The organism is Amycolatopsis magusensis (assembly GCF_017875555.1).
In the GTDB taxonomy this organism is placed as follows: Bacteria; Actinomycetota; Actinomycetes; order Mycobacteriales; family Pseudonocardiaceae; genus Amycolatopsis; species Amycolatopsis magusensis.
This window is the reverse complement of the sequence record NZ_JAGGMS010000001.1, coordinates 5,003,649-5,024,838: the sequence shown is the minus strand read 5'-3', so window position 1 is coordinate 5,024,838 and position 21,190 is coordinate 5,003,649. Positions and strand designations below refer to the sequence as shown.

Annotated in this window: 18 protein-coding genes, 2 tRNA genes and 1 pseudogene; 10 read left to right on the top strand and 11 right to left on the bottom strand. The window is 69.4% G+C overall.

The features are described 5' to 3' along the window. Window positions 1-35 precede the first annotated feature (35 nt). Window positions 36-2,915: a DUF6531 domain-containing protein gene (locus tag JOM49_RS43205; RefSeq protein WP_443626166.1), complete on the top strand. Its 2,880-nt coding sequence runs from the start codon at window positions 36-38 to the stop codon at window positions 2,913-2,915. Continuing rightward, the gene (locus tag JOM49_RS43200; RefSeq protein WP_443626900.1) at window positions 2,824-4,623 is read left to right on the top strand and encodes an RHS repeat domain-containing protein; all 1,800 of its coding nucleotides are present in this window, start codon (window positions 2,824-2,826) and stop codon (window positions 4,621-4,623) included. The genes JOM49_RS43205 and JOM49_RS43200 overlap by 92 nt, the downstream gene beginning before the upstream one ends. Here JOM49_RS43200 and JOM49_RS22425 read toward each other — a convergent pair. Next, a complete protein-coding gene (locus JOM49_RS22425) occupies window positions 4,613-7,987 on the bottom strand; it encodes a TM0106 family RecB-like putative nuclease (protein WP_209666207.1) in 3,375 nt (1,124 codons plus the stop codon). The two genes, JOM49_RS43200 and JOM49_RS22425, sit on opposite strands and share 11 nt — an antisense overlap. A gap of 105 nt (window positions 7,988-8,092) precedes the next feature. Here JOM49_RS22425 and JOM49_RS22420 point away from each other — a divergent pair, with 105 nt between their 5' ends. Together JOM49_RS22420 and JOM49_RS22415 are read left to right on the top strand one after the other, a co-directional pair. Further along, window positions 8,093-9,031 (top strand): hypothetical protein, encoded by a 939-nt coding sequence (locus JOM49_RS22420; protein WP_209666206.1) that lies wholly within the window; start codon window positions 8,093-8,095, stop codon window positions 9,029-9,031. A gap of 93 nt (window positions 9,032-9,124) precedes the next feature. Further along, a tRNA-Pro gene (locus JOM49_RS22415) sits at window positions 9,125-9,198 on the top strand. A 467-nt stretch (window positions 9,199-9,665) separates the two neighbouring features. Here the strand turns inward: JOM49_RS22415 and JOM49_RS22410 are convergent. Together JOM49_RS22410 and JOM49_RS43810 are read right to left on the bottom strand one after the other, a co-directional pair. After that, the gene (locus tag JOM49_RS22410) at window positions 9,666-10,862 is read right to left on the bottom strand and encodes a tyrosine-type recombinase/integrase (RefSeq protein WP_209666205.1); all 1,197 of its coding nucleotides are present in this window, start codon (window positions 10,860-10,862) and stop codon (window positions 9,666-9,668) included. Between the two features lie 109 nt (window positions 10,863-10,971). After that, complete coding sequence (locus JOM49_RS43810) at window positions 10,972-11,220, bottom strand: helix-turn-helix domain-containing protein (RefSeq protein ID WP_209666204.1); 249 nt, start codon at window positions 11,218-11,220, stop codon at window positions 10,972-10,974. Between the two features lie 1,141 nt (window positions 11,221-12,361). Between JOM49_RS43810 and JOM49_RS22400 the strand changes: the two genes are divergently transcribed. After that, complete coding sequence (locus JOM49_RS22400; RefSeq protein ID WP_209666203.1) at window positions 12,362-13,105, top strand: hypothetical protein; 744 nt, start codon at window positions 12,362-12,364, stop codon at window positions 13,103-13,105. On the opposite strand, the gene JOM49_RS22395 is transcribed toward JOM49_RS22400, so the two are convergent. Together JOM49_RS22395 and JOM49_RS22390 are read right to left on the bottom strand one after the other, a co-directional pair. Next, window positions 13,048-14,244: a lipase family protein gene (locus JOM49_RS22395; RefSeq protein WP_209666202.1), complete on the bottom strand. Its 1,197-nt coding sequence runs from the start codon at window positions 14,242-14,244 to the stop codon at window positions 13,048-13,050. The genes JOM49_RS22400 and JOM49_RS22395 overlap by 58 nt on opposite strands. Before the next feature lie 71 nt (window positions 14,245-14,315). Then, a complete protein-coding gene (locus JOM49_RS22390; protein WP_209666201.1) occupies window positions 14,316-14,504 on the bottom strand; it encodes a hypothetical protein in 189 nt (62 codons plus the stop codon). On the opposite strand from JOM49_RS22390, the pseudogene JOM49_RS44395 reads away from it, so the two are divergent. Both JOM49_RS44395 and JOM49_RS43190 read left to right on the top strand, forming a co-directional pair. Next, a pseudogene (locus tag JOM49_RS44395) lies at window positions 14,498-14,779 on the top strand (glycerophosphodiester phosphodiesterase family protein); the annotation flags it as partial. The gene JOM49_RS22390 and the pseudogene JOM49_RS44395 overlap by 7 nt on opposite strands. Window positions 14,780-14,826: 47 nt before the next feature. Continuing rightward, entirely contained in the window at window positions 14,827-15,153 is a 327-nt protein-coding gene (locus tag JOM49_RS43190; RefSeq protein ID WP_245369423.1) for a hypothetical protein, read from the top strand. 272 nt (window positions 15,154-15,425) lie between these two features. Here the strand turns inward: JOM49_RS43190 and JOM49_RS22380 are convergent, their stop codons facing one another. Then, window positions 15,426-15,815 (bottom strand): protein kinase family protein, encoded by a 390-nt coding sequence (locus JOM49_RS22380; RefSeq protein WP_209666199.1) that lies wholly within the window; start codon window positions 15,813-15,815, stop codon window positions 15,426-15,428. A gap of 141 nt (window positions 15,816-15,956) precedes the next feature. Here JOM49_RS22380 and JOM49_RS22375 point away from each other — a divergent pair, with 141 nt between their 5' ends. Beyond that, on the top strand, window positions 15,957-16,145 hold the full coding sequence (locus tag JOM49_RS22375) for a hypothetical protein (RefSeq protein ID WP_209666198.1): 189 nt from the start codon (window positions 15,957-15,959) through the stop codon (window positions 16,143-16,145). Between the two features lie 406 nt (window positions 16,146-16,551). On the opposite strand, the gene JOM49_RS22370 is transcribed toward JOM49_RS22375, so the two are convergent. Next, window positions 16,552-16,782: a flagellar export chaperone FliS gene (locus JOM49_RS22370; protein WP_209666197.1), complete on the bottom strand. Its 231-nt coding sequence runs from the start codon at window positions 16,780-16,782 to the stop codon at window positions 16,552-16,554. 343 nt (window positions 16,783-17,125) lie between these two features. On the opposite strand from JOM49_RS22370, the gene JOM49_RS22365 reads away from it, so the two are divergent. Both JOM49_RS22365 and JOM49_RS43805 read left to right on the top strand, forming a co-directional pair. Beyond that, window positions 17,126-17,198: transfer RNA gene (locus tag JOM49_RS22365), tRNA-Lys, on the top strand. Window positions 17,199-17,401: 203 nt separating this feature from the next. Next, window positions 17,402-17,917, top strand: coding sequence for an NUDIX hydrolase (locus JOM49_RS43805; protein WP_308158839.1), 516 nt, complete (start codon window positions 17,402-17,404; stop codon window positions 17,915-17,917). A gap of 239 nt (window positions 17,918-18,156) precedes the next feature. Here JOM49_RS43805 and JOM49_RS22355 read toward each other — a convergent pair whose 3' ends face one another. From JOM49_RS22355 to JOM49_RS22345, 4 genes are all read right to left on the bottom strand, one after another. Further along, the gene (locus JOM49_RS22355; protein ID WP_245370736.1) at window positions 18,157-18,762 is read right to left on the bottom strand and encodes a class I SAM-dependent methyltransferase; all 606 of its coding nucleotides are present in this window, start codon (window positions 18,760-18,762) and stop codon (window positions 18,157-18,159) included. Then, the gene (locus JOM49_RS43180) at window positions 18,645-19,127 is read right to left on the bottom strand and encodes an NAD(P)H-dependent oxidoreductase subunit E (protein WP_245369422.1); all 483 of its coding nucleotides are present in this window, start codon (window positions 19,125-19,127) and stop codon (window positions 18,645-18,647) included. Before JOM49_RS43180 ends, JOM49_RS22355 begins: the two co-directional genes overlap by 118 nt. Before the next feature lie 149 nt (window positions 19,128-19,276). Beyond that, on the bottom strand, window positions 19,277-19,603 hold the full coding sequence (locus JOM49_RS22350) for a hypothetical protein (RefSeq protein ID WP_209666195.1): 327 nt from the start codon (window positions 19,601-19,603) through the stop codon (window positions 19,277-19,279). A gap of 82 nt (window positions 19,604-19,685) precedes the next feature. Continuing rightward, window positions 19,686-21,140 (bottom strand): glycosyltransferase family 39 protein, encoded by a 1,455-nt coding sequence (locus JOM49_RS22345; protein WP_209666194.1) that lies wholly within the window; start codon window positions 21,138-21,140, stop codon window positions 19,686-19,688. Window positions 21,141-21,190 lie beyond the last annotated feature (50 nt).

Below are 21,190 nucleotides of genomic sequence, written 5' to 3'. Positions count from 1 at the left end.
GCAGCGACTGAGCTGGAGGGGGGCGGGGGAACGCCGTGGGCAATCCGCTGGTGGCCGAGGTGCAGGACTCGACGACAGCCATCTCGGGCATGCCGTTGCTGGAGTCGATCAGTGAGACCAGCAAGGCGATCGAGAGTGGTGACTGGGCCGCGGGGGTGCTGGGTGCGGCGGGGGCCGCCCTCGACGCGCTCGGGATGGCGATGGACCCGTTCGGGGCGATCCTGGCCAACGGGGTCGGCTGGCTGATCGAGCACGTGGGCCCGCTCTCGGATGCGCTGGACGCGCTGACCGGGAATCCGGATGTGATCAAGTCGCATGCGGACACGTGGAAGAACGTCGGCACCGAACTGTCCTCGATCAGCGCGGATCTGGCGAAGATGGTCGCGGAGGACACCGCGTCGTGGACCGGCCCGGCCGGGGACACCTACCGCGCCCGCGGTACGGACACCGCGACGCTGCTGGCGGCGGCGCAGACCGCCGCCGAGGGCGCCTCGAGTGGGATCGGGACCGCGGGTGAGGTGGTCGGGGCGGTCCGGTCGCTGGTGCGTGACATCATCGCCGAGCTGGTCGGGCACATGATCAGCTGGGCGTTGCAGGTGCTGTTCACCCTGGGGATCGGGTTGGCGTGGGTGGTGCCGCAGGTGGTCGCCGCGGTGGCCAAGACCGCGGCCAAGATCGCCGACATCACCAAGAAGCTGGTCCAGGCGCTGAGCAAGCTCTCCCCGCTGCTGAAGAAACTCGGCGACTCCTTCGGCGACGCCACCAAAGCACTGAAGAACATCAAAGAAGGCACCCCGCCCAAGCCCGACACCGTGCGTTCCGGGGGCGGGGACACCACCCCCAGCGGCGCCACCCCCACCCCCAACCCACCCCCCGGCCAAAGCAACGGCGGCGGAGGCGGCGGCGGTGGTGGGACCACGCCCAGCGGAGCCAAACCCGACACCCCACCACCAGCGAACACCCCACCGCCACCCACACCGAAAGCCCCGGACCCCACACCCACACCGACGCCAACTCCTACGCCGACCCCCACGCCGAAACCGGACACCACGCCCAGCGGCAACAAGCCCGACAAGCCGAACGACCGCTCCACCGGCGCCGGCGACCGCAACTGCAAGTCCGACCCGGTGGACATCGCCACCGGCGAGGTCGTCATCGAGCAGACCGACCTCGACCTCGGCGACCTGGTGCTGCGGCGCACGCACGTCTCCTCCTACCGCGCCGGTCGCTGGTTCGGTCCGTCGTGGACGTCCACTGTGGACCAGCGCCTCGAGGTCGACGACGAGCACGTCTGCTACTTCTCCCCTGACGGCATGGTGCTGGTCTACCCGCACGCCGACGACCCGGTCGACCCGCTGGCCGGGCCGCGCTGGCCGCTGGCCCGCGCCGAGCAGGGCTACACCCTCACCACCGCCGCGGAGACCCTGCACTTCTCCGGCCCCGGCCGCACCCTGCCCCTGCGCGCCATCGAGGGTGACCTGCGCACCGAGGTCTTCTACGACGACTTCGGCGCTCCCGCCCTGCTCCAGCGCGCCGACGGCGTCCGCGTCGGGCTGCGCGTCGAAGACGGCCGCGTCGCCGAACTCACCGTGCTCGGCAACGACCACACCCCCGACGTCACCGTGCTGCGGTTCGCCTACGACGAGCGGCGCAACCTCGCCGACGTGCTCAACTCCTCCGGTCAGCCGCAGCACTTCGACTACGACGCGCACGCCCGCGTCACCGGCTGGCAGGACCGCAACGGCGTCTGGTACCGCTACGTCTACGACGCCGCAGGCCGCTGTGTGCGCACCGTGGGCGACGGCGCCTACCTCGATGGCGCCTTCGAGTACGGCGATGGCGTCACCACCCACACCGATTCCCTCGGCCACCGCACGGTTTTCGAACTCGACGAGAACCACCGCACCACCGCCGAGACCGACCCGCTCGGCCACACCACCCGCTTCACCTGGGACGAGCACGGGCACCTGCGCAGCCGCACCGATCCGCTGGGCCGCACCACGCGGTTCGAGCACGACCGCTTCGGCACGCCGACCGAGGTCGTCCGGCCCGACGGCAGCACCGCCCACCTCGCCCACCACGACGGCGTGCTGACCTCCGTGACCGTCCGCGGCGAGGACCGGATCTGGCACCGCCACTACGCCTCCGGCGCCCCGGACCCGCTGTCCGAGCCGGTCGGCACGTCGACCGGCCTGCCGCTGCACACGGCCGAAGACCCGCACCCCGCCGGGTTCCGCGGTCGAGCACGACCAGTTCGGCAGGCCGCGCGCGATCCCCGAGGTCGGCGGCGGGCACGTCCTGCTCGGCTGGACCATCGAAGGACGGCGCGCCTCCCGCACCGGCGTCCGCCACGAACGTGCGATCTGGCGCTACGACGGCGAAGGCAACGAGACCGAGCACACCGACGAACTCGGCCGCACCACCCGGCGCGAGTACGGCGCCTTCGGCCTGCTGGCCGCGGTCACCGATCCGGCTGGCGGGCGCACCACCTACGGCTACGACACCGAACTGCGGCTCACCTCGGTCACCGACCCCGAGGGCCGCACCTGGACCTACCGCTACGACCCGGTGGGCAGGCTGGCCGGGCAGACCGACTTCGACGGCCGCACGCGCACCTACACCTACGACGCCGCCGGGCAGCTCACGCTCGCCACCGAGCCGACCGGCCAGGTGCTCGAATACCGCTACGACCTGCTCGGCAACCTCGTCGAGGTCCGCGGTCCCGAAGGCGTCACCGCCTACGCCTACGACCCGGTCGGCGAGGTCGTCCGGATCACCTCCGCCGAGTCCGCGGTGGAGTTCGAACGGGACGAGTACGGCCGGGTGGTCCGCGAGACCGTGGACGGCCGCACGGTCACCTTCGCCTACGAGCACGGCACCGTCCGCCGTCGCACCCCGTCCGGTGTGGACAGTGAATGGACCTTCGACGAGCAGGATCGCCCGATCGCGCTGGCCAGCGCCGGGCACGTGGTGCGCTACCGCCACGACCCGGACGGCCGCGCGGTGGCCCGTGAGGTCGACGGGTTCAGCGTGCTGGAGCAGGCCTTCGGTCCCGGCGGGCGGCTCACCACGCAGCAGCTCAGCGCCGGTGCGGCCCCGGTCCAGCGGCGGATCTTCGAATACCTCGCCGACGGCCGACTCGCCGCGCTGCAGGACGAGATCGGCGGGCGCACCGCCTTCACCAGGGACAACGCGGCACGCATCACCTCGGTCACCGCCGCACACGGCCGCGAGGAGCTGCGCTACGACCGCGCGGGCAACCTCGTCACCTGGTCCGGTGGCGCGGGCGTCACCTTCGACCACGACCACCTCGGCAGGCGCGTCCGCCGTCGCGAAGCCCACCCGCGGGGCGAGCGGGTGTGGCACTACGGCTGGACCGGCGACCGCCTCACCACGCTGACCACGCCCGAGGGCCACCAGTGGCGCTACCACTACGACCCGCTCGGCAGGCGGACCGCCAAGCACCGCCTGCTGCCCGACGGCAGGCCCGCCGAGACCACCTGGTTCGTCTGGGACGGCGCCACGCTGATCGAACAGCTCCGCGTCGACGCCGACGGCACCCGGCACAGCACCACCTGGAACCACCTGCCGGGCACCGCCACCCCGGTCACCCAGCTCGACCGCGGCCCGGCCGGGGAGCGCTTCCACTCGATCGTCACCGACCCGGTCGGCACGCCGACCGAGCTGGTCGACGAGCGCGGGCAGCTCGCCTGGCACAGCCGCCGGACGCTCTGGGGCCACGAACTGCCGTCGTCGGCGGCGCGGGCCACCACCCCGCTGCGCTTCCCCGGGCAGTACGCCGACCTCGAGTCCGGCCTGCACTACAACGTCTTCCGCTACTACGACCCGGCGTCGGCGCGGTACCTCAGCCAGGACCCGCTGGGCCTGGCCGCCGGGCCGAACCCGTTCGCCTACGTCGGCGACCCGTACGCCGACACCGACGTGCTCGGCCTGGTGTGCACCCGCAGCCAGGACCCGGACCGGGCCCCCACCACGCCGAACTCGACCCACAACGCGGGCAACACCGGCGGCAGCGCGGCGCCGCCGAACCGGCCGGTGCCGCCGGGCTTCAAGAACCCGCTCAAGGGCCCGACAGCCGACGAACTGGCGAACCTCGGCAGGCACTGGCACTCGCAGGTCTGGATGAAGCCGGGCAACCACGCCTCCACCAAGGCCTACCTGGACAGCCTGCCGCCCTACACCAAGATCGGCCTGGACCACCACGGGATCAAGCTCGGCCCGGGGTTCCAGCAGTACGACCCGGTGGTCAAGATGGACGGTCGCAAACCCACCAGCTACAACGACTTCGTCAACAACGTGACCGCGCCCGGCGGCGACGGCGGCAAGAGCGCGGCAGCCGACCTCAACGACTGGGCCAAGGGTCGCAAGGACTTCGCCGACCTGCCGCCGCACGTCAAGGACATGGCCACGATCACCCACTTCGCCGAGGTCGGCCGCGGCTACTCCTACGACGTGGCCAAGTTCGACCAGAAGATGTCCGACATCTCCAAGATGACCCCGGACGCGGCGGCCGCGGAGTGGAAGCGGATGAGCGAGTGGTTCCCGCCGAAGCTGACCTACGCCCAGGACAGCACCGGCACGGCGGGCAACTTCACGCCGTGAACGGCTCGGCGCCCGCCATCAGCCCGACCATGCCGGAGACCAGCCGCATCTGCTCGACCGTGCGGATGTCGGCTTCGACCAGGCGCGGCGAGCAGACCAGGACCGCGACCGCCTGAGCCCGCGACAACGCGACGTTCAGGCGGTTGCGGGAGAGCAGGAAGTCCAGGCCGCGCGGCAGGTCCACCGCGGACGACGAGGTCATCGTGGTGATCACCACCGGCGCCTCCTGGCCCTGGAACCGGTCCACCGTGCCCACCCGCACCCCGGGGAAGCCGGCCCGCTCCAGTGCCCGGCCGACCACCCGCGCCTGCAGGTTGTACGGCGCCACCACGAGGATGTCGCCGTCGTCCAGCGGCCGCACCCGGTCGTGATCGGTCCACTTGCGACCGTGCAGGGCGCGCACGATCGCGGTCACCTCGGCGGCTTCCTCCACCGAGCGCGTGGTGTTGCCCCGGTGGTCCACTTCGGACAGGTAGAGCCCGGCGGGGACGCCGTCGATGCCCCGGTCCGCGGCAGTCGGGTGCGCGTGCAGCTTGCCCGCGTAGGACAGCCGTGAGACCGGTTCGCAGACCGCCGGGTGCATTCTCCTGGACTGGTCGAGGAAATAACCCAGCTCCGGCGGGATGACGTCGGCCTCGCCGATGAGGTGCCCGAGCGCCGAGGCCTCCGCGCCCGCCGGGTGCGTGCCCTGCACCACCTGCGGCAGCTGCTGCGGATCGCCCAGCAGCACCAGGTTCTTCGTGCACATCGAGACCGCGAGCGCGTCGGCGAGCGCGAACTGCCCGGCCTCGTCCACGATCAGCACGTCGAACGGCTCGGCACGCAGCTCGGCGCTGGCGAAGTTCCAGGCCGTCCCGCCGACGAGGTGCCCGGTTTCGTGCTCGGTGCGCCACTTCGCCAGTTCCTTGTTGCCCTTCGGCTGCTCCCACAACGATTCCGGGTCCGGGACCTTGCGCGCACGCTTGGCGCAGGGCAGGTCCGGCGCGTTCGCCATGGCCGCGCTCAGCACGTTCTCCACGGCCTTGTGGCTGTTCGAGGTGACCCCGACGGTCTTCCCGGCCTTCACCAGGTGCGCGATCAGCTTGCCCGCCAGGTAGGTCTTGCCCGCGCCGGGCGGCCCCTGCACGGCCAGCGCCGAGCCGTCGAGCGCGTCCACCGCCTCGATCACCGTGCGGACCAGGTCCTCACCGGACTCCGGCAGCTTCTTCCCCTGGCGCAGCCGGGGTGGCAGGCGGCGCAGCAGATCGACGCCGGGGTGCGGCGGCAGTTCCGGCAGCCTGCCGACCACCAGCTCGGCCAGGTCGGCCACCGCCTCGTCCTTCGGCGTGGGCCGGACGGGTTCCCCTGGCAGCACGGCGAGCGGGCGGGCGTCGATGGTCTCGTCGACCTTGCTGCTCTCCTGGATCGTCAGCTCCTCGGCCGAGGCGGCGATCACCTCGGCCTTCCTGGCCTCCGAGCCGTAGCGCAGGCGCACCTTGTCGCCGGTGGTGAACGGGTGCGGGTGCTCGGGATCGGTGGCGATGGTCAGCGACCGCTTCGCGGTGCGGGCGCGGCCGGTCGGCGGCACCCACTCCCCCGCGTGCACCGACATCGGCACCGCGCAGCTGGTGTCCACTTCGAGCTCGGTCAGCGGCGCGGTGAGCTGGCGGAAGTGCTCCCACCAGGCCGGGTTCGTCTCGCGGCGGTGATAACCCACCGACGCGGCGAGCAGCGCCTTCGCGCGGTCGGACTCGGTGAAGTCCACCGGGTCCGCGGGCAGGCCGTCGAGCAGCGGATCGACCAGCTCCGCCAGCCGCGCAGCGCGCTCTGCCCGTCGCTGCGCGGCGACCTCGTCGGCGGTGTCCTGCAGCAGTGCGTCCTCACCGGACTCGTCCGGCAGCGGTTCGATCCCGGCCTTCTCGCGGATCTGGTGCAGGAATTCGAACAACCGCAAGGTGGACACGCAGTCGTACTCGTTGTAGTCGCTGATGCCGCGCAGCACCTCGGCCGCCTGCTCGGGTTCGCCGAGCTGCGAGAGCGTCAGGTACTCCTCATAGGCCTCGATGCTCGACACCGCTGTCTTGACGTCGCCGTCGCGTGCCTCCGGCATGTACAGCGGCTCGAGGTACTTGATCGAGTACGACCGCTGGGAGACCAGCAAAGCCTTGCGCACCACCGCGTACAGGTCGATGAGCACGCCGCCGCGCAGGAGGTCGTCGACCTGCTCCTCGCGGGTGCCGTGCAGTGCGGCGAGCTGCTTGAGCGCGGTGACCTCGTAGGGCGCGTAGTGGTAGACGTGCGCGCCGGGGTGGGCGGCCAGGCGTTCCATGGTGAAGTCGACGAACCGCTCGAACGCCCGCTTCTCCTCCGCCCTGGAGTGCGCCCAGAACGGGGTGAACCGCTGGCCGCCGTCGGTGGTGACCGCGCCGAACAGGTACTCCAGCCCGCTGCCGCCGAGGGCGTAGGGATCGCCCTCCATGTCGAAGAAGACGTCGCCGGGGCTGGCCTGCGGCAGCGCGGCGAGCGGCTCCGGATCGATGATCTCGTAGCTGACCTCGCCGGTCTCGTCCTGCCGGACCTGGATCTTGGCCTGGGCACGCAGGGTGGTGAAACTGGCCTCGGACAGCTCCCGAGGCCGGTCCTGCGGCTCGGCGGTGGCCAGCGCGTCGATCGTGCCGAGCCCGGCCTCGGCCAGCTTGCGCCGCTGGTCACTGCGCATGCCCGCGACCAGCGAAAGGTCGCGGTCGGCTTCTCGGCCGGACGCGCAGTGGTCGGCGAAACCGCAGCTCGCGCACCCGGGCCGCGGGTCGGCCCAGAGTTGTACAGGCAGCTGCGCGGGCCGGGCGAGCAGGCGTTCCCGCAGCCGCCGGAGCAGCGGCAGGAAGTCGTCGACGCGCAGGGTGCGGGTGCTGCCGTCGCCGAGGAGGAGGTGCATGTGCGGCCCGGCGGGCCAGCCGGCGCTGCGCAGCGCGTCGGCGTAGGCGGTGAGCTGGAGCACGGCCGCGGGGCGGGCGTGGCGGGCCAGCTTCGTGTCGTAGACCTCGTAGCGGCCCTGGTCGTCGCGCAGCAGGAAGTCGGCCCGGCCGGTGAACTCGCCGTCGTCGAAGACCGCCTGGTAGACCACCGGGGCGCCGGACCACAGCGCGACGGCGGTGTCGGAGACCGCGGTGGCGTGGTCGGTGTGCTCGATCTCGACCACCGCGTGCTTCTCGCCGCGGAAGCGGTCGAGTGTGGCTTCCTCGTGGGCGCGGCCGTGCTTGACCGCGAGCTGGTCGGCGCCGTTGCCGGGGCGGGGCGCGCCGGGCAGGCCCGCGGCGAGTGCCTGCTTGAGCACGCTGCGGTGTTCGCACTCGAGCAGGTCGGCGAGATCGGATGGGGTGTACATCGCCGGGCAGTCTCCCCCGCCGCCCGGCCGCTTCCGGCGACCGACACGCCGCCTGGTGACAGATGTCCATTGTGGGCCGGGGCGGGCAACCGTTATCCATCCCACATGAGACTTCGACATTCGCTGGCCGCGCTGCTCCCGGTGGCCGCCCTGCTGGTGCTGCCGGGCACCGCCACGGCCGCCGACGCCGACCTGGCCGCGCGCTGGGCACCCATCCACTACCAGGACACCGACTCGTCCGACGCCGACGCCGACTACCTGTCCGCCTTTGACTACGACGGCAACTGGGACGGCCTGGACAACTGGGAGCACCAGGACGATTCGGCGGCCCGCCTGACCGGCGCGGTGTACTACTCGGTGACCGAGACCTCGACGCACTGGTTCCTGGTGTACGGCTTCTTCCACCCGCGCGACTGGGACGACCAGCCCGACCCGCTCAGCCGGAACACGCACGAGAACGACATGGAGGGCGTGCTGCTGACCGTGCGCAAGGACGGCAGCACCTACGGCAAGGCCGAGGCGATGATCACCATCGCCCACAGCGACTTCTATTCGTACGTGCCCGCGGGAAGCCCGTACACCGGGGGCCGCGAATCGGTCGACGCCGTGCTGCCGATGCAGACCCACAACGGTGTGGCGCACCCGACCACGCGGCAGGAGGCGAAGGGCCACGGCTGCTACGCCGGCAACGGCACCACCTTCCCCGGCGGCGATGGTGTCGTCTACTACCCGGGCACCACAGGCGAAGCCCCCTCCGGCGGCAATGATCGATCGGTGCCCTACCGCCTGGTGAACATCTTCGCCACCGACGGCCTGTGGTCCCACCGCGCCGACAGCGCGACTTTCGCCAGCTGGGGCACCTTCCGCGGGGACAACGGCAAGGACAACGCCGCCAACCCACCCTGGGGCTGGGACGACGCCGATGACGGGGATGACCTCCCGCGAGGCATGTTCGCCTCCCACCCGGCTTACCTGGTGTCGCAGTACTTCGCGAACGAGGGCACCTTCAGCCAGGCGTACCTGAACAACCCGTATGAGTCCTGACCTGCACTGATGCCGTGTCGGCCCCCTGCCTACGGCCCCCTCGGAGGGACGCGCTAAGCTCTTCCCCATCACCTCCCGCGGGACGGTGACAGCCGGGCTGTGGCGCAGTTTGGTAGCGCACTTGACTGGGGGTCAAGGGGTCGCAGGTTCAAATCCTGTCAGCCCGACCGGCAGCGGAAGCCCGCTGACCACGGATGAAAGTCCAGGTCAGCGGGCTTTTTCGTGTCCTCTTGTTGATCTTGTTTCGACCGTCCATTGTGGTATGGCAGACTGCCAACAGGGCCCAGGTGGAGCGAAACTGGAGTGGATCATGGTCGGCATTGACTGGGCGGCCAATTGGGGTCGCGTAAGACGGCTCCCGATCGGCTGAATCTTCCAACAGTCCTCAACCGGCCCGAACCTGCTGTTCCCCGGGTTGTCGGGACGTCGGATGGGGCAGGTTCAGCGCCGTCTGATGTGGCCCTGGGGCCCTTGATGTCGGCCGCGGAATGCCCTGGACCGATGGGGCCGGTCAGCGCGCCTGACCGAAGCGTCGAGAACCCACTCCGTCCCTGGGCGACTCAGGTACCGCCTGCCGAAGACAGAGGCGTGGCCCGCCACCGCGGGGGTGGCGGGCCGCGGGTGTGTGGTCGGATCAGGCGGCGGTGAGTTGCAGGTGCGCGTTGAGCGCCTGGGCATGGGTGGTGGCGCGCAGGGCGGCCACCGCGTCGATCCAGCGCTGCTGCAAAGCTTCGAGGAGGCGGGTCTCGACTTCGGGGGCGACGTGGGAGTAGATGTCCTGGATCGCATCGGGGATGCGATGCCCCAGCCGGCGGGCTTGGGCGACGTCGGGGATGCCATCAGCGATAAGCCAGGTCTTGTGACTGTGCCGCAGCCCATGAAAGGTCAGTTCGGGCTTGACCGGCAGCACCCGGATTCGGGGATGGACCCGGTCGAGGTTGCCATCGGCGGCAGGGCGCATCGCGCGACGGGCGAAGTTCGAGCGGCGAAGCAACTCGCCCTCCGCGGTGATGAACACATGGGCATGGACGTGGCTGGCCAGGTGCGCGCGCAGCAGCACGGTCAGAAACGGGGGCAGCGAGACGGTCCGGGCGGACTCGGCGGTCTTGGGCGGGCCGAGTTCGAAGTGACCGTTGACCTCGTGCAGGGCACCGGTGTCGGGGTCGATGGTCAGTGTTCCGGCGTCGAGATCGAGGTTGCAGCGTTGCAGACCGCCCAGCTCGCCCCAGCGGGCACCGGTCCACGCGGCGGTGATCATCAGCACAGCCGCCCAGGGTCCGACCAGCGCCGCCGCTTGCAGGGCGATCGTGAGGACCTGCTCCGGGGTGGCCCAGACCTGCTCCCGGCGCTTCTGGTGCCGGCGCCGTCCACGGCGGCGGGGCTGGATCGCGTTGACCGCGATGAGACGCTCGTCCACGGCGTCGGCGAGCATCATGGTCATGATCTTGACGATGGTGTTCACCGTGGCCTGGGCATAACCCTGCGCCCGCAACTTCTTGGCCCAAGTGTGCACCGCCAGACCGGACACCGCGGACAAACTGGTCGCACCCCAGCGAGGCAAGATGTGGTTGCGAGCCAGGCTCTCGTACTGGGCGACAGTGGCCGGAGCGACATCGATCGAGTCGAACCAGGTCACCGACCACTCCCCCAACGCCAACTTGCCGGCTTCGGGGTCCAGGAAACTTCCCCGGCGCTGATCGACTTTGATCTCGTCAGCTTTGTCCAGAGCGGCTTTCTTCGTGGGAAATCCCGGGATGGAACCGATTGTGCCGTCGTCGCGATGGTACCGAACTCTCCAGCTATCACGCCCGCACTTCTCTACGAATGCCATTCTCAAGCCTTGTCGTCATAGTGTTTGGATTGACGAACACATGGACGCTCCGTGGCCGTCAACATTCAACCCCGCCGATGAAGAATCTTTGTGCACACCCGGAGGTCTGTTAACGATTCCGCCGTGGCGAGCGGGCACTCATCGCGGAGATAGCGTCGAGGTCAGCACGCGAGAACCGCAAATGCTTGCCCACATACCGGCACGGCACAGCACGCGCGGCCGCCTTACGACGCAGCCACGAGGGCCGGACCTGCAGCATTGCTGCGGCCTGCTCGGCCGTGAACAGCAACGACTCCGACACCGCCCCGCCCTCACCCGCCACAGCGACTTTCTCAGTCTCACCGGCCAGCACCGACATGTGCCCTGTTGACGTCTCTCGCCGGGGTGATGGACGGGTAAGACCGGGACGCTTCCGTGCGCCGCTGCGGTCGTTCGTCATGAGATCCTCCAACCAGGATGCCGGGTATGACACAAGCCCGCACGCGCCCCGGCCGCGGTCAGCAGCGAGCGGTTCATGTGGTCGCACCAGGCCTCTTCAGCGAGTAGTTGTAAAGCCTTCAGGCTCCTTGCCCCTAACTCCGGAAAAGGTGCTTCAAAGTGACACCGCTTGCAGGAGTAAACTTCCTGCACCGATCAAGATCGGTGCGCCCGCGAGGCACCTTCCAGCAAGGACGGAGACGTGGATCCGGCAACCACCGGCCTTTAGCACGGCCGGCATGTCGCGACGACCTGCAGCACGTGCGACCGGCCACACCTTCCTGACATCCGCGGATCTACCACGTCAGGAGTCCGACGACTCAGCTATTCGATCTGCAGCAACTTCGATGGGAGCGAGCGGGGAACACCGAGACCCTGACCCCTTCGGAGAACCGACTGTGATCGGGACCGCTTGCTCCCACCTGCTCCACCGGCAGCACTACGGTTCATCCAACGCCTGCACAGGCAGGCCGTTGACCTGCGATAACACGATTCGGATGGGACGGGTATGGAGCCAGTGACCTCTTCGGTGTGAATTAAGCACCGCTAAGTCATTCACCAGCACGTTCACAAGAACCGCAGGTGAAACGCTGTGATTGGAAGCCGTTGGGCGTCTTTCAGCGCCACTGAGAGCGTCCAACGGCCCCCATTTTGCTCCCATCACCTGCTCCCACCCCCGCCAACCGGCATCTTCGCCGACGGAACTCCCGCGCTTCATCCCTGGGGCCAACCACCCATGCCGTGCTGTGGAATGGTTGAGTACTTGAGCGGTCACGGGTGTCCTTGGACCGCCGTCAGCAGGAGTGACCCCGAAAATCGGCTGGGCGTTCAACGAACGGATCGGGCCATCATCGCGCAAGCGGAGGTGCCACAGTGAGCTAGCCTTGCGGAATTCCAGTTACGACTCCTGGATTCCTGTAGTGGTTCCTGTATTGTGGCGAGCCGTGTCGAATTCGGAGAGTCGTTACCTGCGTCTGGCTGCTGAGGCCAGCGACGTCGGTTAGGCAGACTCGGAGCCCGGTTTGGCGGACGTCGTCACGCTGGAGCGGCGTCGTGCGGCGGTGACGTCCGAGGGCGACGAGCGGGCTTTCTTTCCCGACACGATCGCGGAGTACCAGTGGGCTCGGGACGTGGCCGGCTTGGCCCCGTCCACGCTGGACCAGCTGATCAAGCCGGTGATCGAGGTAAGTGAGCACTACGGCACGGTCGCGTGGCGGCTGGAGCCGCGCCAGGTCGATCGGTACTTCTCCGGTGTCGGCAAGCGGGCCGCACCCTGGCCCGGATCCGCCGACGATCCGGCGGATCCGGGCCAGGGTGTTCGGGCCGATATTGCGCTCGCGCAGCAGCACCTCGTCCGGACAGGCCGCGACCTCCTCACCGAAGGCGAAGCCGGCGTTGGTGAGCTGCTTGAAGCCACGCACACCGCCCTCGGACTGGGGCAGGGCGCGGAACTGCGCGTGGTAGTCGGCCAGCCGAACCCCGCTGGCCGGCATGGGCTGCAGCGACCATCCGGTCACGCCGCTGCCGAGCAGCTCGCGCAGCCGCTCGGCCATCGCGCTGGCGCCGATGACGTGCAGCCGGTCCGGGCAGCTGCGCCTGCAGTCGGCGAGGGCACCGGCACGTCCGCGGCGCTGGGTGCCGACGAGAAATCCTCCCGGATCGGCGAACGGGTTCTCGTCCGGGCGCCTCGCACTCCTGCCAGGGCCGATCAGCGGCTGAACTCCAGGGCGACCTGCGGCACCGCCGCGCGCACGCTGCCGTTGTGATCGACCGCGCCGACGTCGGTCAGCTGCTGCTCGGCGCCGTGGGCGACCAACTGCCGCTGGCAGTGCTCGGCATGGGTGATGCTGACATCCCGGTCGCCCGAGGCGTGGAACACGTGGACGGGCACCTCGGGCCGCCAGTCGCAGGTGGTGTCCAGCGGCCGTAGCCGCTCCTGCAGCACCCCGGTCGGGTTGCGCACCTGGCCGAGGAACTGCTCGGTGAACACGTCCTTAGCGGCGGGCGGCAGCGCCGCCGCGATCTCCTGCGTTTTGTGGTCGCCGTCGAACAGCACGTCCACCTGCGCCGCGTACGGCTCGCGGAACGCCTGGCCCGGCGAGTCGTACAGGCCGTACATGCGGTCCCAGGCGGTGACGAAGTAGGCGAGGTAGAGCGACGCCTTCTCGATCTTGTCCGCCGCCGCGTCGGCCTCGAACCGGCTCAGGTGGAACGGCCCGGCGATCGGCGCGAGCCCGCCGAGGGAGAACGCGGGATCGGCGCCCTCCTGCAGGGCTCGGCCGACCATCATCGCGGCGGGGCCGCCCTGGGAGAATCCGCTGATCCGCACGCGCTCGTCGAACGTCCGCCCATGGCTGCCCGCCACCTCCTTGGCCGCCCGCAACCCGTCCAGCGCGGCGGAGACGGTGGCTTCGGGGTGCCCGTACGGGTGAGGGCCCGGCCCCTCGCCCAGCCCGAGGTAGTCCGGCGCGGACACGGCCTGCCCGGTGGCGGCGAACAGCAGCGCCACCATCCGGTCGGTGGACTGCTCCTTCATCGAGGCGACGTCACCCCGGTAGACGGTGGTGCCGTGCAGCCAGGACACCACGCCGAGATCGCTCTGCTCGTTCTTGGGGAAGGCGACCAGCTGGCTGGCCGTGGTCGGTTCGCCGTTCGTGCCGATGGTCCGGTAGACCACGCGCTGCGCGCTCACGCCGAACCGGACCTGCGCCGCGTCGATCCCGGCCGTCTGGAGCCGGGTGCTGACCTCATCCGCCGCGAGATCGGCCACCGGGACCACCGAGACCACACTGCCGCGCGCCGGCTCGGCTGCCACTTCCGGCTGCGCGGTGCCACAGGCCGCGGTGAGGCCCACGGCCGCGATCGCCCCGATCCCCGCGAGTTTCTTCGAATGCTTGAGTTTCACTTGATCATCTTCAATGCGCCGGGCACCGACGAACCATCGTGCGCTCCCCCGGAAGTCCACTAGGGACAGCCCTACCCCGCGGCCGCCACCTCCGGCTGAGGACCGGGTAACGCATCGCGCCAGCGCGAATGCCAGCCGTCGAAGGCCTCGGCGAGCCGCCGCGCTTCCTGTTCCGGGGGCAGCGTGGACCCGTGGTCGTCCTCGGTGGTGGGCAGGCACATCGTCATCGGCCACGCCGCTGCCCGCGCCCAGCGTGTCACGCGCCGGGCAGCAGGAAGGCGGGTCGGGGCCCCGGCGAGTTCGGGCGGCTGCGGGCTTGGGCCGGGACTGCCGGGCGATACGCTCGCGTTCCGCGAGTGGAGGAACGATTGTGACCGCAGCTGACTGGCTCACCGCGGCGCCCATTGCCCATCGTGGCCTGCACGATGAGGGTGGCGCGCGGCCGGAGAATTCCCTGGCCGCCCTCGCGCACGCCGTGTCGGAGAACGTGCCCTTCGAGTTCGATGTCCAGCTCAGCCGGGATGGCGTGCCGGTCGTGTTGCACGATGCGGACACCGTCCGAATGGCCCGTGGCACGGGCTCGTGCGCGAACTGGAGTGGGCACAGTTGCGGCAGCTGCGGCTTGGCGAGTCGGGCGAGCCGGTCCCGAGGCTCGACGACGTCCTCGAGATGGTGGACGGTAAGGTTCGCCGGCACTCCGGCGTTGCCGATGCGCTGAACCAAACTGATCATGGTGTCGCTGCGGTCGCGCGCTCGCGTTGTTCTCGCGCGATGACCAACGATCACCTCGGCCAGCCGCGCCAGCGGACGACCGTCTCGACATGCATGCCCGTCGGCACCTTTGAACCCAACCTGCGAATCGGTCATGTGGTGTCTCCGTTCCTTCACGTTTGTGGCGTCACTGCATGAATCGGGAAAGCACCGTGCGAGCCGCACGCCTCCATCCGGGTGTATCGGCCTCTCCTTCGGAGCGCCGCCGCGCCAGCGGGTTGGGGATGCAGGTCCCGGGCCCCGGGCGCAGACACTGTCCCAGCAATGGGACCCGTGCCGCGATGTCCGTGTGCTCGCAGCGGGCAGGGTGCCGCGGCCACCCGGGCACCGGAAGCTGTACCGGGAGTAAGCCGCGATACCGACGCTCAACGCGTCGAGCGGCAACTGCAACCGCGGCCGGACGGCTGAGGTCACGAGCTAGGGTTGGGTTTACGCAAGATCGTCGCGGGCATGGACTGGCTTTCCATCAAGGTGGGGCCTGAACGCTTGACGGCTACTTCGGCGGTGAGGCCAGGTGCGGTGAGTGCCACCTGCCAAATCTCGGACTCGCCGGTGAGCTGCAGGTGGGTAATCGTGAAGTCATCGAACTTGGGCATCGGCCAGTCCAGTTGGGCACAGCGGGTCATCACGACCAGCTTCGCCACCAGTTGTGCATCTTCAGGACCGTATGCGCTGAGTTTCACCTCGTCCTCGCGCTTAGAGAACACCCTCGCGGTCACACGCTTCACGGCGTCGTAAGTAGCGTTGCCGATGACACCGGATGCAGCAGCCAGCGAAATCCACGGCACCACGTAGGTCATCGCCTGGAGCAAGCCCCCACCCCCGTCAGCGATAGCGGAGCTCCACTCTCTTGTGGCACCGACCGCGTGATCAGAATCAGACGAGAGGACGTCGGGGCTGGTCGTCTCCTGACCCGTACGAGACGCTCGAAAGGTCCTGCCATGCCATGGATCGCTTGGCTGGACCCGATACGCGTTGAGCTCAACGTGCGGATGCTGATGCGTATGCGCAAGACGTTCCAGCTCAGCCAGCCGTTGGTGTGCGCGGGCGTACTCGCTGTCGAATGCGGCGGGAGTGTCGGACATCTCAACATTTTGGCGCATCAAGCGGAACTCGTCCCGACCTCCTGACGGGACCTCGAGGCGTTCCAGCACCGCGAACCCAGACGCACATCGACTGCGTACACCCAAGTAGAGGGCCCAGCCGACTGAGGCCGAAGCGGCGGGCCGCGGCCTCCGATGAGGTCAAGTGGAGCTACGGCACTCTCGACGCGGGGCATGCTTGAGGCCTGCCATAGATGGAGATGCTCAAGGCCCACCGTAAGCGGAGGGCGCATCCGCTTTACTGAGATGTCCGATGACGCGGAGAGCGGGAGTCCGTCCGTTGTATGCACGTCAGGATGCGGGTCGCGGCTCTTGCCAACTGAAATGCTCGGTGGCGGCTCACACTGCGGCTGCCCGCCCGGCCATGAGGCGGTTGCTCACTGCTCTCCTGGGGGACGCGGCCGATCTGAGCCGCGTCCGCCAGGATGCGCGCTCAGGTGAAGAGCTCGCGCAGGATGCGCTGAGCGTGGGCCAGCCCCGCAGCGTCGATGCGGCCGGCTTGGGTGGCGGCGCATTCGGCGTGGGCGAGTTCGGCCAGCGCCTTGTCCAGCACGGGGGACGCGGTTCGCGGGCGGTCGGAGTCGGTGGTGGGCAGGCGGGCGACGTGACGCCAGGCTTTCATCGCGTCGTGAACTTGCACGCTGACGTCGTGAGGGTCGGTCATGTCTTCGGCGAGGCGGGCCTTGCATCGGGCACAACACACCGCACCTCATCCACGTCATCGACGACAGGCCAGTGTCAGCTCGAGCCAGCGAACACACCGCCGCGGTGACCCGATGCGGACGTGTCAGCCTCGTCGACGCACCCATCCCGCCGAACGCCCAACGCTGCCCCACATGCCACCGCCGGACCAATACGACCCGGTGACCGCGACCTCCACACGGCCGACAGGAGGAGGCAAGTCGACATCGAATGCTGCGTCGGATGCCCGAGACGGTTGCGCCTCGAATATCAACTGCACACCGGGCCGCACGGTGCCCGACGGTCTCCGGCTAAACCCTCCTCGCGGGCCGTTAGCTCAATTGGTAGAGCTGTGGACTTTTAATCCATAGGTTCCGGGTTCGAGCCCCGGGCGGCCCACAAGTTTCCGCAGGTTACGCAGCCTTCGGGTTCAGTTGGCGCGGTGGTCTCGTCGCGTCAAGTCAGGGCTTGGTGGGCGGTCGCGGCCAGTCCGAGCGCGCGGGTCGGTGCCGGTGTGGTCAGGGCAGAGTGGGGTGGAACATAACGGGCGGTGCTCTCGTCAATGTCCGTGGCGGCTGTGACGTCGGCATAGGCTGTGTCAGGTGGTTGACCAGTTGACCGTGGAAGCGGCGGTCGCCGACGCCCGCCGTGCCGCGATGGAGTTCGATGATGCTCAAGCGTGGCTGTGCGCCCATCAGACGCTGATGGAGCCGCTCGCGGCGGAGGTCTGGGTCACCGACCCGACGTACAGCCACGTCCTGCTCGTGCGGCATCGCGTGCGTGGATGGGTCCCGCCTGGCGGCAAGGTCGAGCCGGGCGAGACGCCGCGGGCAGCCGCGGCCCGTGAACTCGTGGAGGAGGCCGGCATCGCGGGCGAGCTGCTGCCTGTCCCGGCCGCAGTCGCCGTCCGCTCCTTCCGGGCCGACTGGGCGCCGACGCTGAGCTTGTCCTACGGCGCCGTCGTCGGCCGTGATGTTGCGCTCGGCGGAGAGGCTGGGCAGCCGTCGAAGTGGGCCGATCTGGACGAGACGTGGGAGAGCGTGTTCCCCGAGGACCGCGAACGTATCCGCGCGTACGTGCGCCGATTGGCAGCGGGGAACGTAGTGGGGGCGCACTGAGGCCGTGGCCGGTGCACGGTCAGAGGACCTTGTCGATCACTTCTTCGGTGACCTCAATGTGGGCGGCTTGCTCGGGCACTGCGTGCTGGTCGACATGACCGGCGACCGGTGCGATCCCCGCCGGGGGCCTCGCCCGTTCGAAGGCCAGCAGACCGGCCGGTGAGGGGCGAGCACACCGACGGCCGCGTGGTCGCAGTACGTTGTCCCGCTGCCGCAGCTACTGACCTGCGGTGGGGCGGTCAACGTTGTCCTCTGGGTCGCTGCGCGACCACCACGAGCCAGCTCGTCACGGTCGGCGTGTCGGGTGTGGTCAGCGCGTACGCCTTGTCGACGATGTCCATCCGCTGAGCGTGTGTGAACTCGCCGTCGGGTCGAGCGAAGACCGGAATCGACAGCCACGCCTTCTTCTCGGCCATCGTGCTGTGCCCGGCGGCTGGAGGCGGCGGGGCGTAGCCGTAGTCACGGGCCGCGACCTGATGGATCAAGGTGTTCAGCGACGGTCCGGTGCGCACGCTGGTCTCGTCGCGGTGGCGAACGCCGGTAAAGCCGCCGCCGACGTTGAACACGAACCGGCCGCCGGGGCGTAGGACCTGATGGACGGCGGCGAACACCTGTGGCACGTCGGTCTTCCAGATCGCGGAGTTGCACACCACGGCGTCCACCGCGCCGGGAACGTGGTCGGCCAGCTCTTCGGCTGAGGCGGTGACCCAGGTCAGGCGCGGGTCGGTCAGGGTGCGTCGGCCAACGCGCTGCATGGCAGCGGCGTTGTCCAGGGAGACGACCTGGGCATCGATCGGGACGAGTTCGAGGATTGCCTCTGCGGTCGCGCCGGCTCCGCCGTACAGGTCGACCACCAGGCGGCCGTCGGTGAGCTCACCGAGCCGTCGGCCGTGGTCTGCCCGACCTTGCTGCCCAGCACCTGCTCGGCATGCGCGACCAGCCGTTCCGCGCCGACCGACTGGCAGGCCTCCGCGCGGCACAGCTTCACCACGGTGCGGCCGGGCGGTTCGGTGCGGAAGTCGGTGTAGAAGCTGATCACCCCGTGCACGTCGGCGCGGGAGAGGTTCAGCTCCTTGGCCACCAGGGGCAGCAGTGCCTGGTCGAGGTAGCCGAATTCGGCCTGCAGCCCGTGCAGGACCGGCAGCAGCGCGCCCCGGTCACCGCGGTGTGCGTCGACCACGGCACGTGCGCGGTCAGCCATGTCGCTCATCGGTCCGCTCCCATCCGGTCTGCCTGTATACGGTATACACACCGAACTCAGTTCGGCCGTGCGGAAAAGGAGGTGGGGGTTTATCGCGAGCCGGGCGCGCCGGACGCCCGCCTGGCGGGTGCCAGGCGGGCGTCGGCCGTGGGTGCCCGCTACTTCCCGCGGGCTCGCTTGATCGCGTCGACGATCTTGGCGACCTCTCCGGCCTGCCCGGCGGAGTACTGGAAGGTGTACGAGCTGAGCTTGTCCGCGAACATCGGCACGTTCTTGACGATCTCGCTGGAGCCGCCCTCCACCTTGAACACCACGCGGCCGGGCCGCCACGTCGTCGGCGGCTGGTGGCTGATGCCGCTGATCTTGCTCACCGGGAAGCGGTTCTTCTGATCCCCCGGAAAGTTCCACGAATCCTTGATCGCGATGCTGATGACCACGCTGCTGCCGTCGAATCGGATCGAACGGCGTCGGCTTCGAACGTGCACGGGCAACTCCCCTCGTCGTCCCGGAGAATCCGACTCTAAGCCCGCGACGGCGGAAGTCAAGGGGGCAAAAACGCAACGCTCGTCATGCTTCGTAATGCCTGAATTCCGGCCACAGCTCCGCCCACGGCCGGACCGGGCCCCGGCAGATCCACAGTGGACTCCCTTGTTCCTCGTTCTCCACATCGAGGCCGTTGTCGATGGTGCCCGCCCGAACCACCGAAGCGAACCGGGAACGGAGCTCGCTCCCGTCCTCGAAGCCGACCGCGATGATGGTCACCGAATCGGCCGGCGGCGGGCCCCAGAGCCAATAGTTGTTGTGCCCGCTCACCGGCTGCCCCAGCCGATACGGCCCGCCGAGCAGTTCGACGGCGCCCGCCTGGCCGTAGTTCGACGTCAGCACGACCGCCGGTTCGCCGGGCGGCAGCGTGTCGCGGACGGCCGCCACCTGCCGGACGAACGCGGGCCAGCCGATGGTTTCGGCGAGCACGGGATTAACCTCGGTGATCGGCAGATTCCCCTGTGCCGCGACGGGAAGGATCGGCAACGCCAGTGGCAGGCCGAGCAGACCGGCCAAACCGGCCGCGACCGGCGCCGCCGCGCGCCGCCGCGACCACCGTTCGGCCGCCACCCCGCCCGCGGCGAAGAGCACCACGTACATCGGCGCCAGGTAGTAGTGCTTCCCGCCGACGACCATCAGCAACACCAGCAACACCACGTAGAGCCAGCCGAACAGGCGGAATTCCACTGTGCGGAACAACCACCACAGCCCGGCGAGCCACACCGGCGCCAGCAGCGGGTTCATCGTGACGACCTGCATCGGCAGGAACAGTGCCGCTCCCATGAGGCCGCCTTCGTCCTCGCGGATCGAGGCCGACACCGCCAGCATCGGCCAATCGTGCGCGGCCTGCCACACCAGGACCGGCGTGGCGATCGCCAGCGCGAGCAGCGCGCCGAGCCACGGCCACGGGGTGGCCGCGTGCCATCGCCGGTCCCGGGTCAGCAGGACCGCGACCGGTAGGGCAAGGCCGAGCATCGCCAGCGTCTGCTTGTTCTGGAACCCGAGCCCGGCGACCAGGCCGAAGCCGAGCCACCAGCGTGGATCCGCGCCACGCACCAGCCGCAGCAGGATCCACAGGCAGCCGGCCCAGGCGAGCTGGTCGAACGCGCTGGGGCCGAAGAGGTGGAACGTCGAAAGCAGCACCGTCGCCGTGCCCATCGCCAGCCCGGCGACTACCTGCGCGCGCCTGCCGCCACCGAGGTCTCGCGCGATGAGCGTCGTGAGCAGCACCACGGCTGCCCCGGCGAGCGCGGGCCAGAGCCGCAGGCCGAGCAGAGAATCGCCGAAGAGCGTGGTGGACAGGCGTCCCAGCAGCGGCGTAAACGGCGGCTCGCTGGCGAACGCCCAGTCGAGCCGTTTCGACTCGGCCAGGAAGTACATCTCGTCCCGGTGGTAACCGTACGCCGTCGCGCAGATACCGTGCAGCACCAGCGTTCCCGCGGCGATCAGCAACGCGGAGCCACGCCCCCAGGCAGCCATGCGCCGAGATTAGTACGCGTGCGGCGCGGTGGCGGAAGGGTTACCCGCCT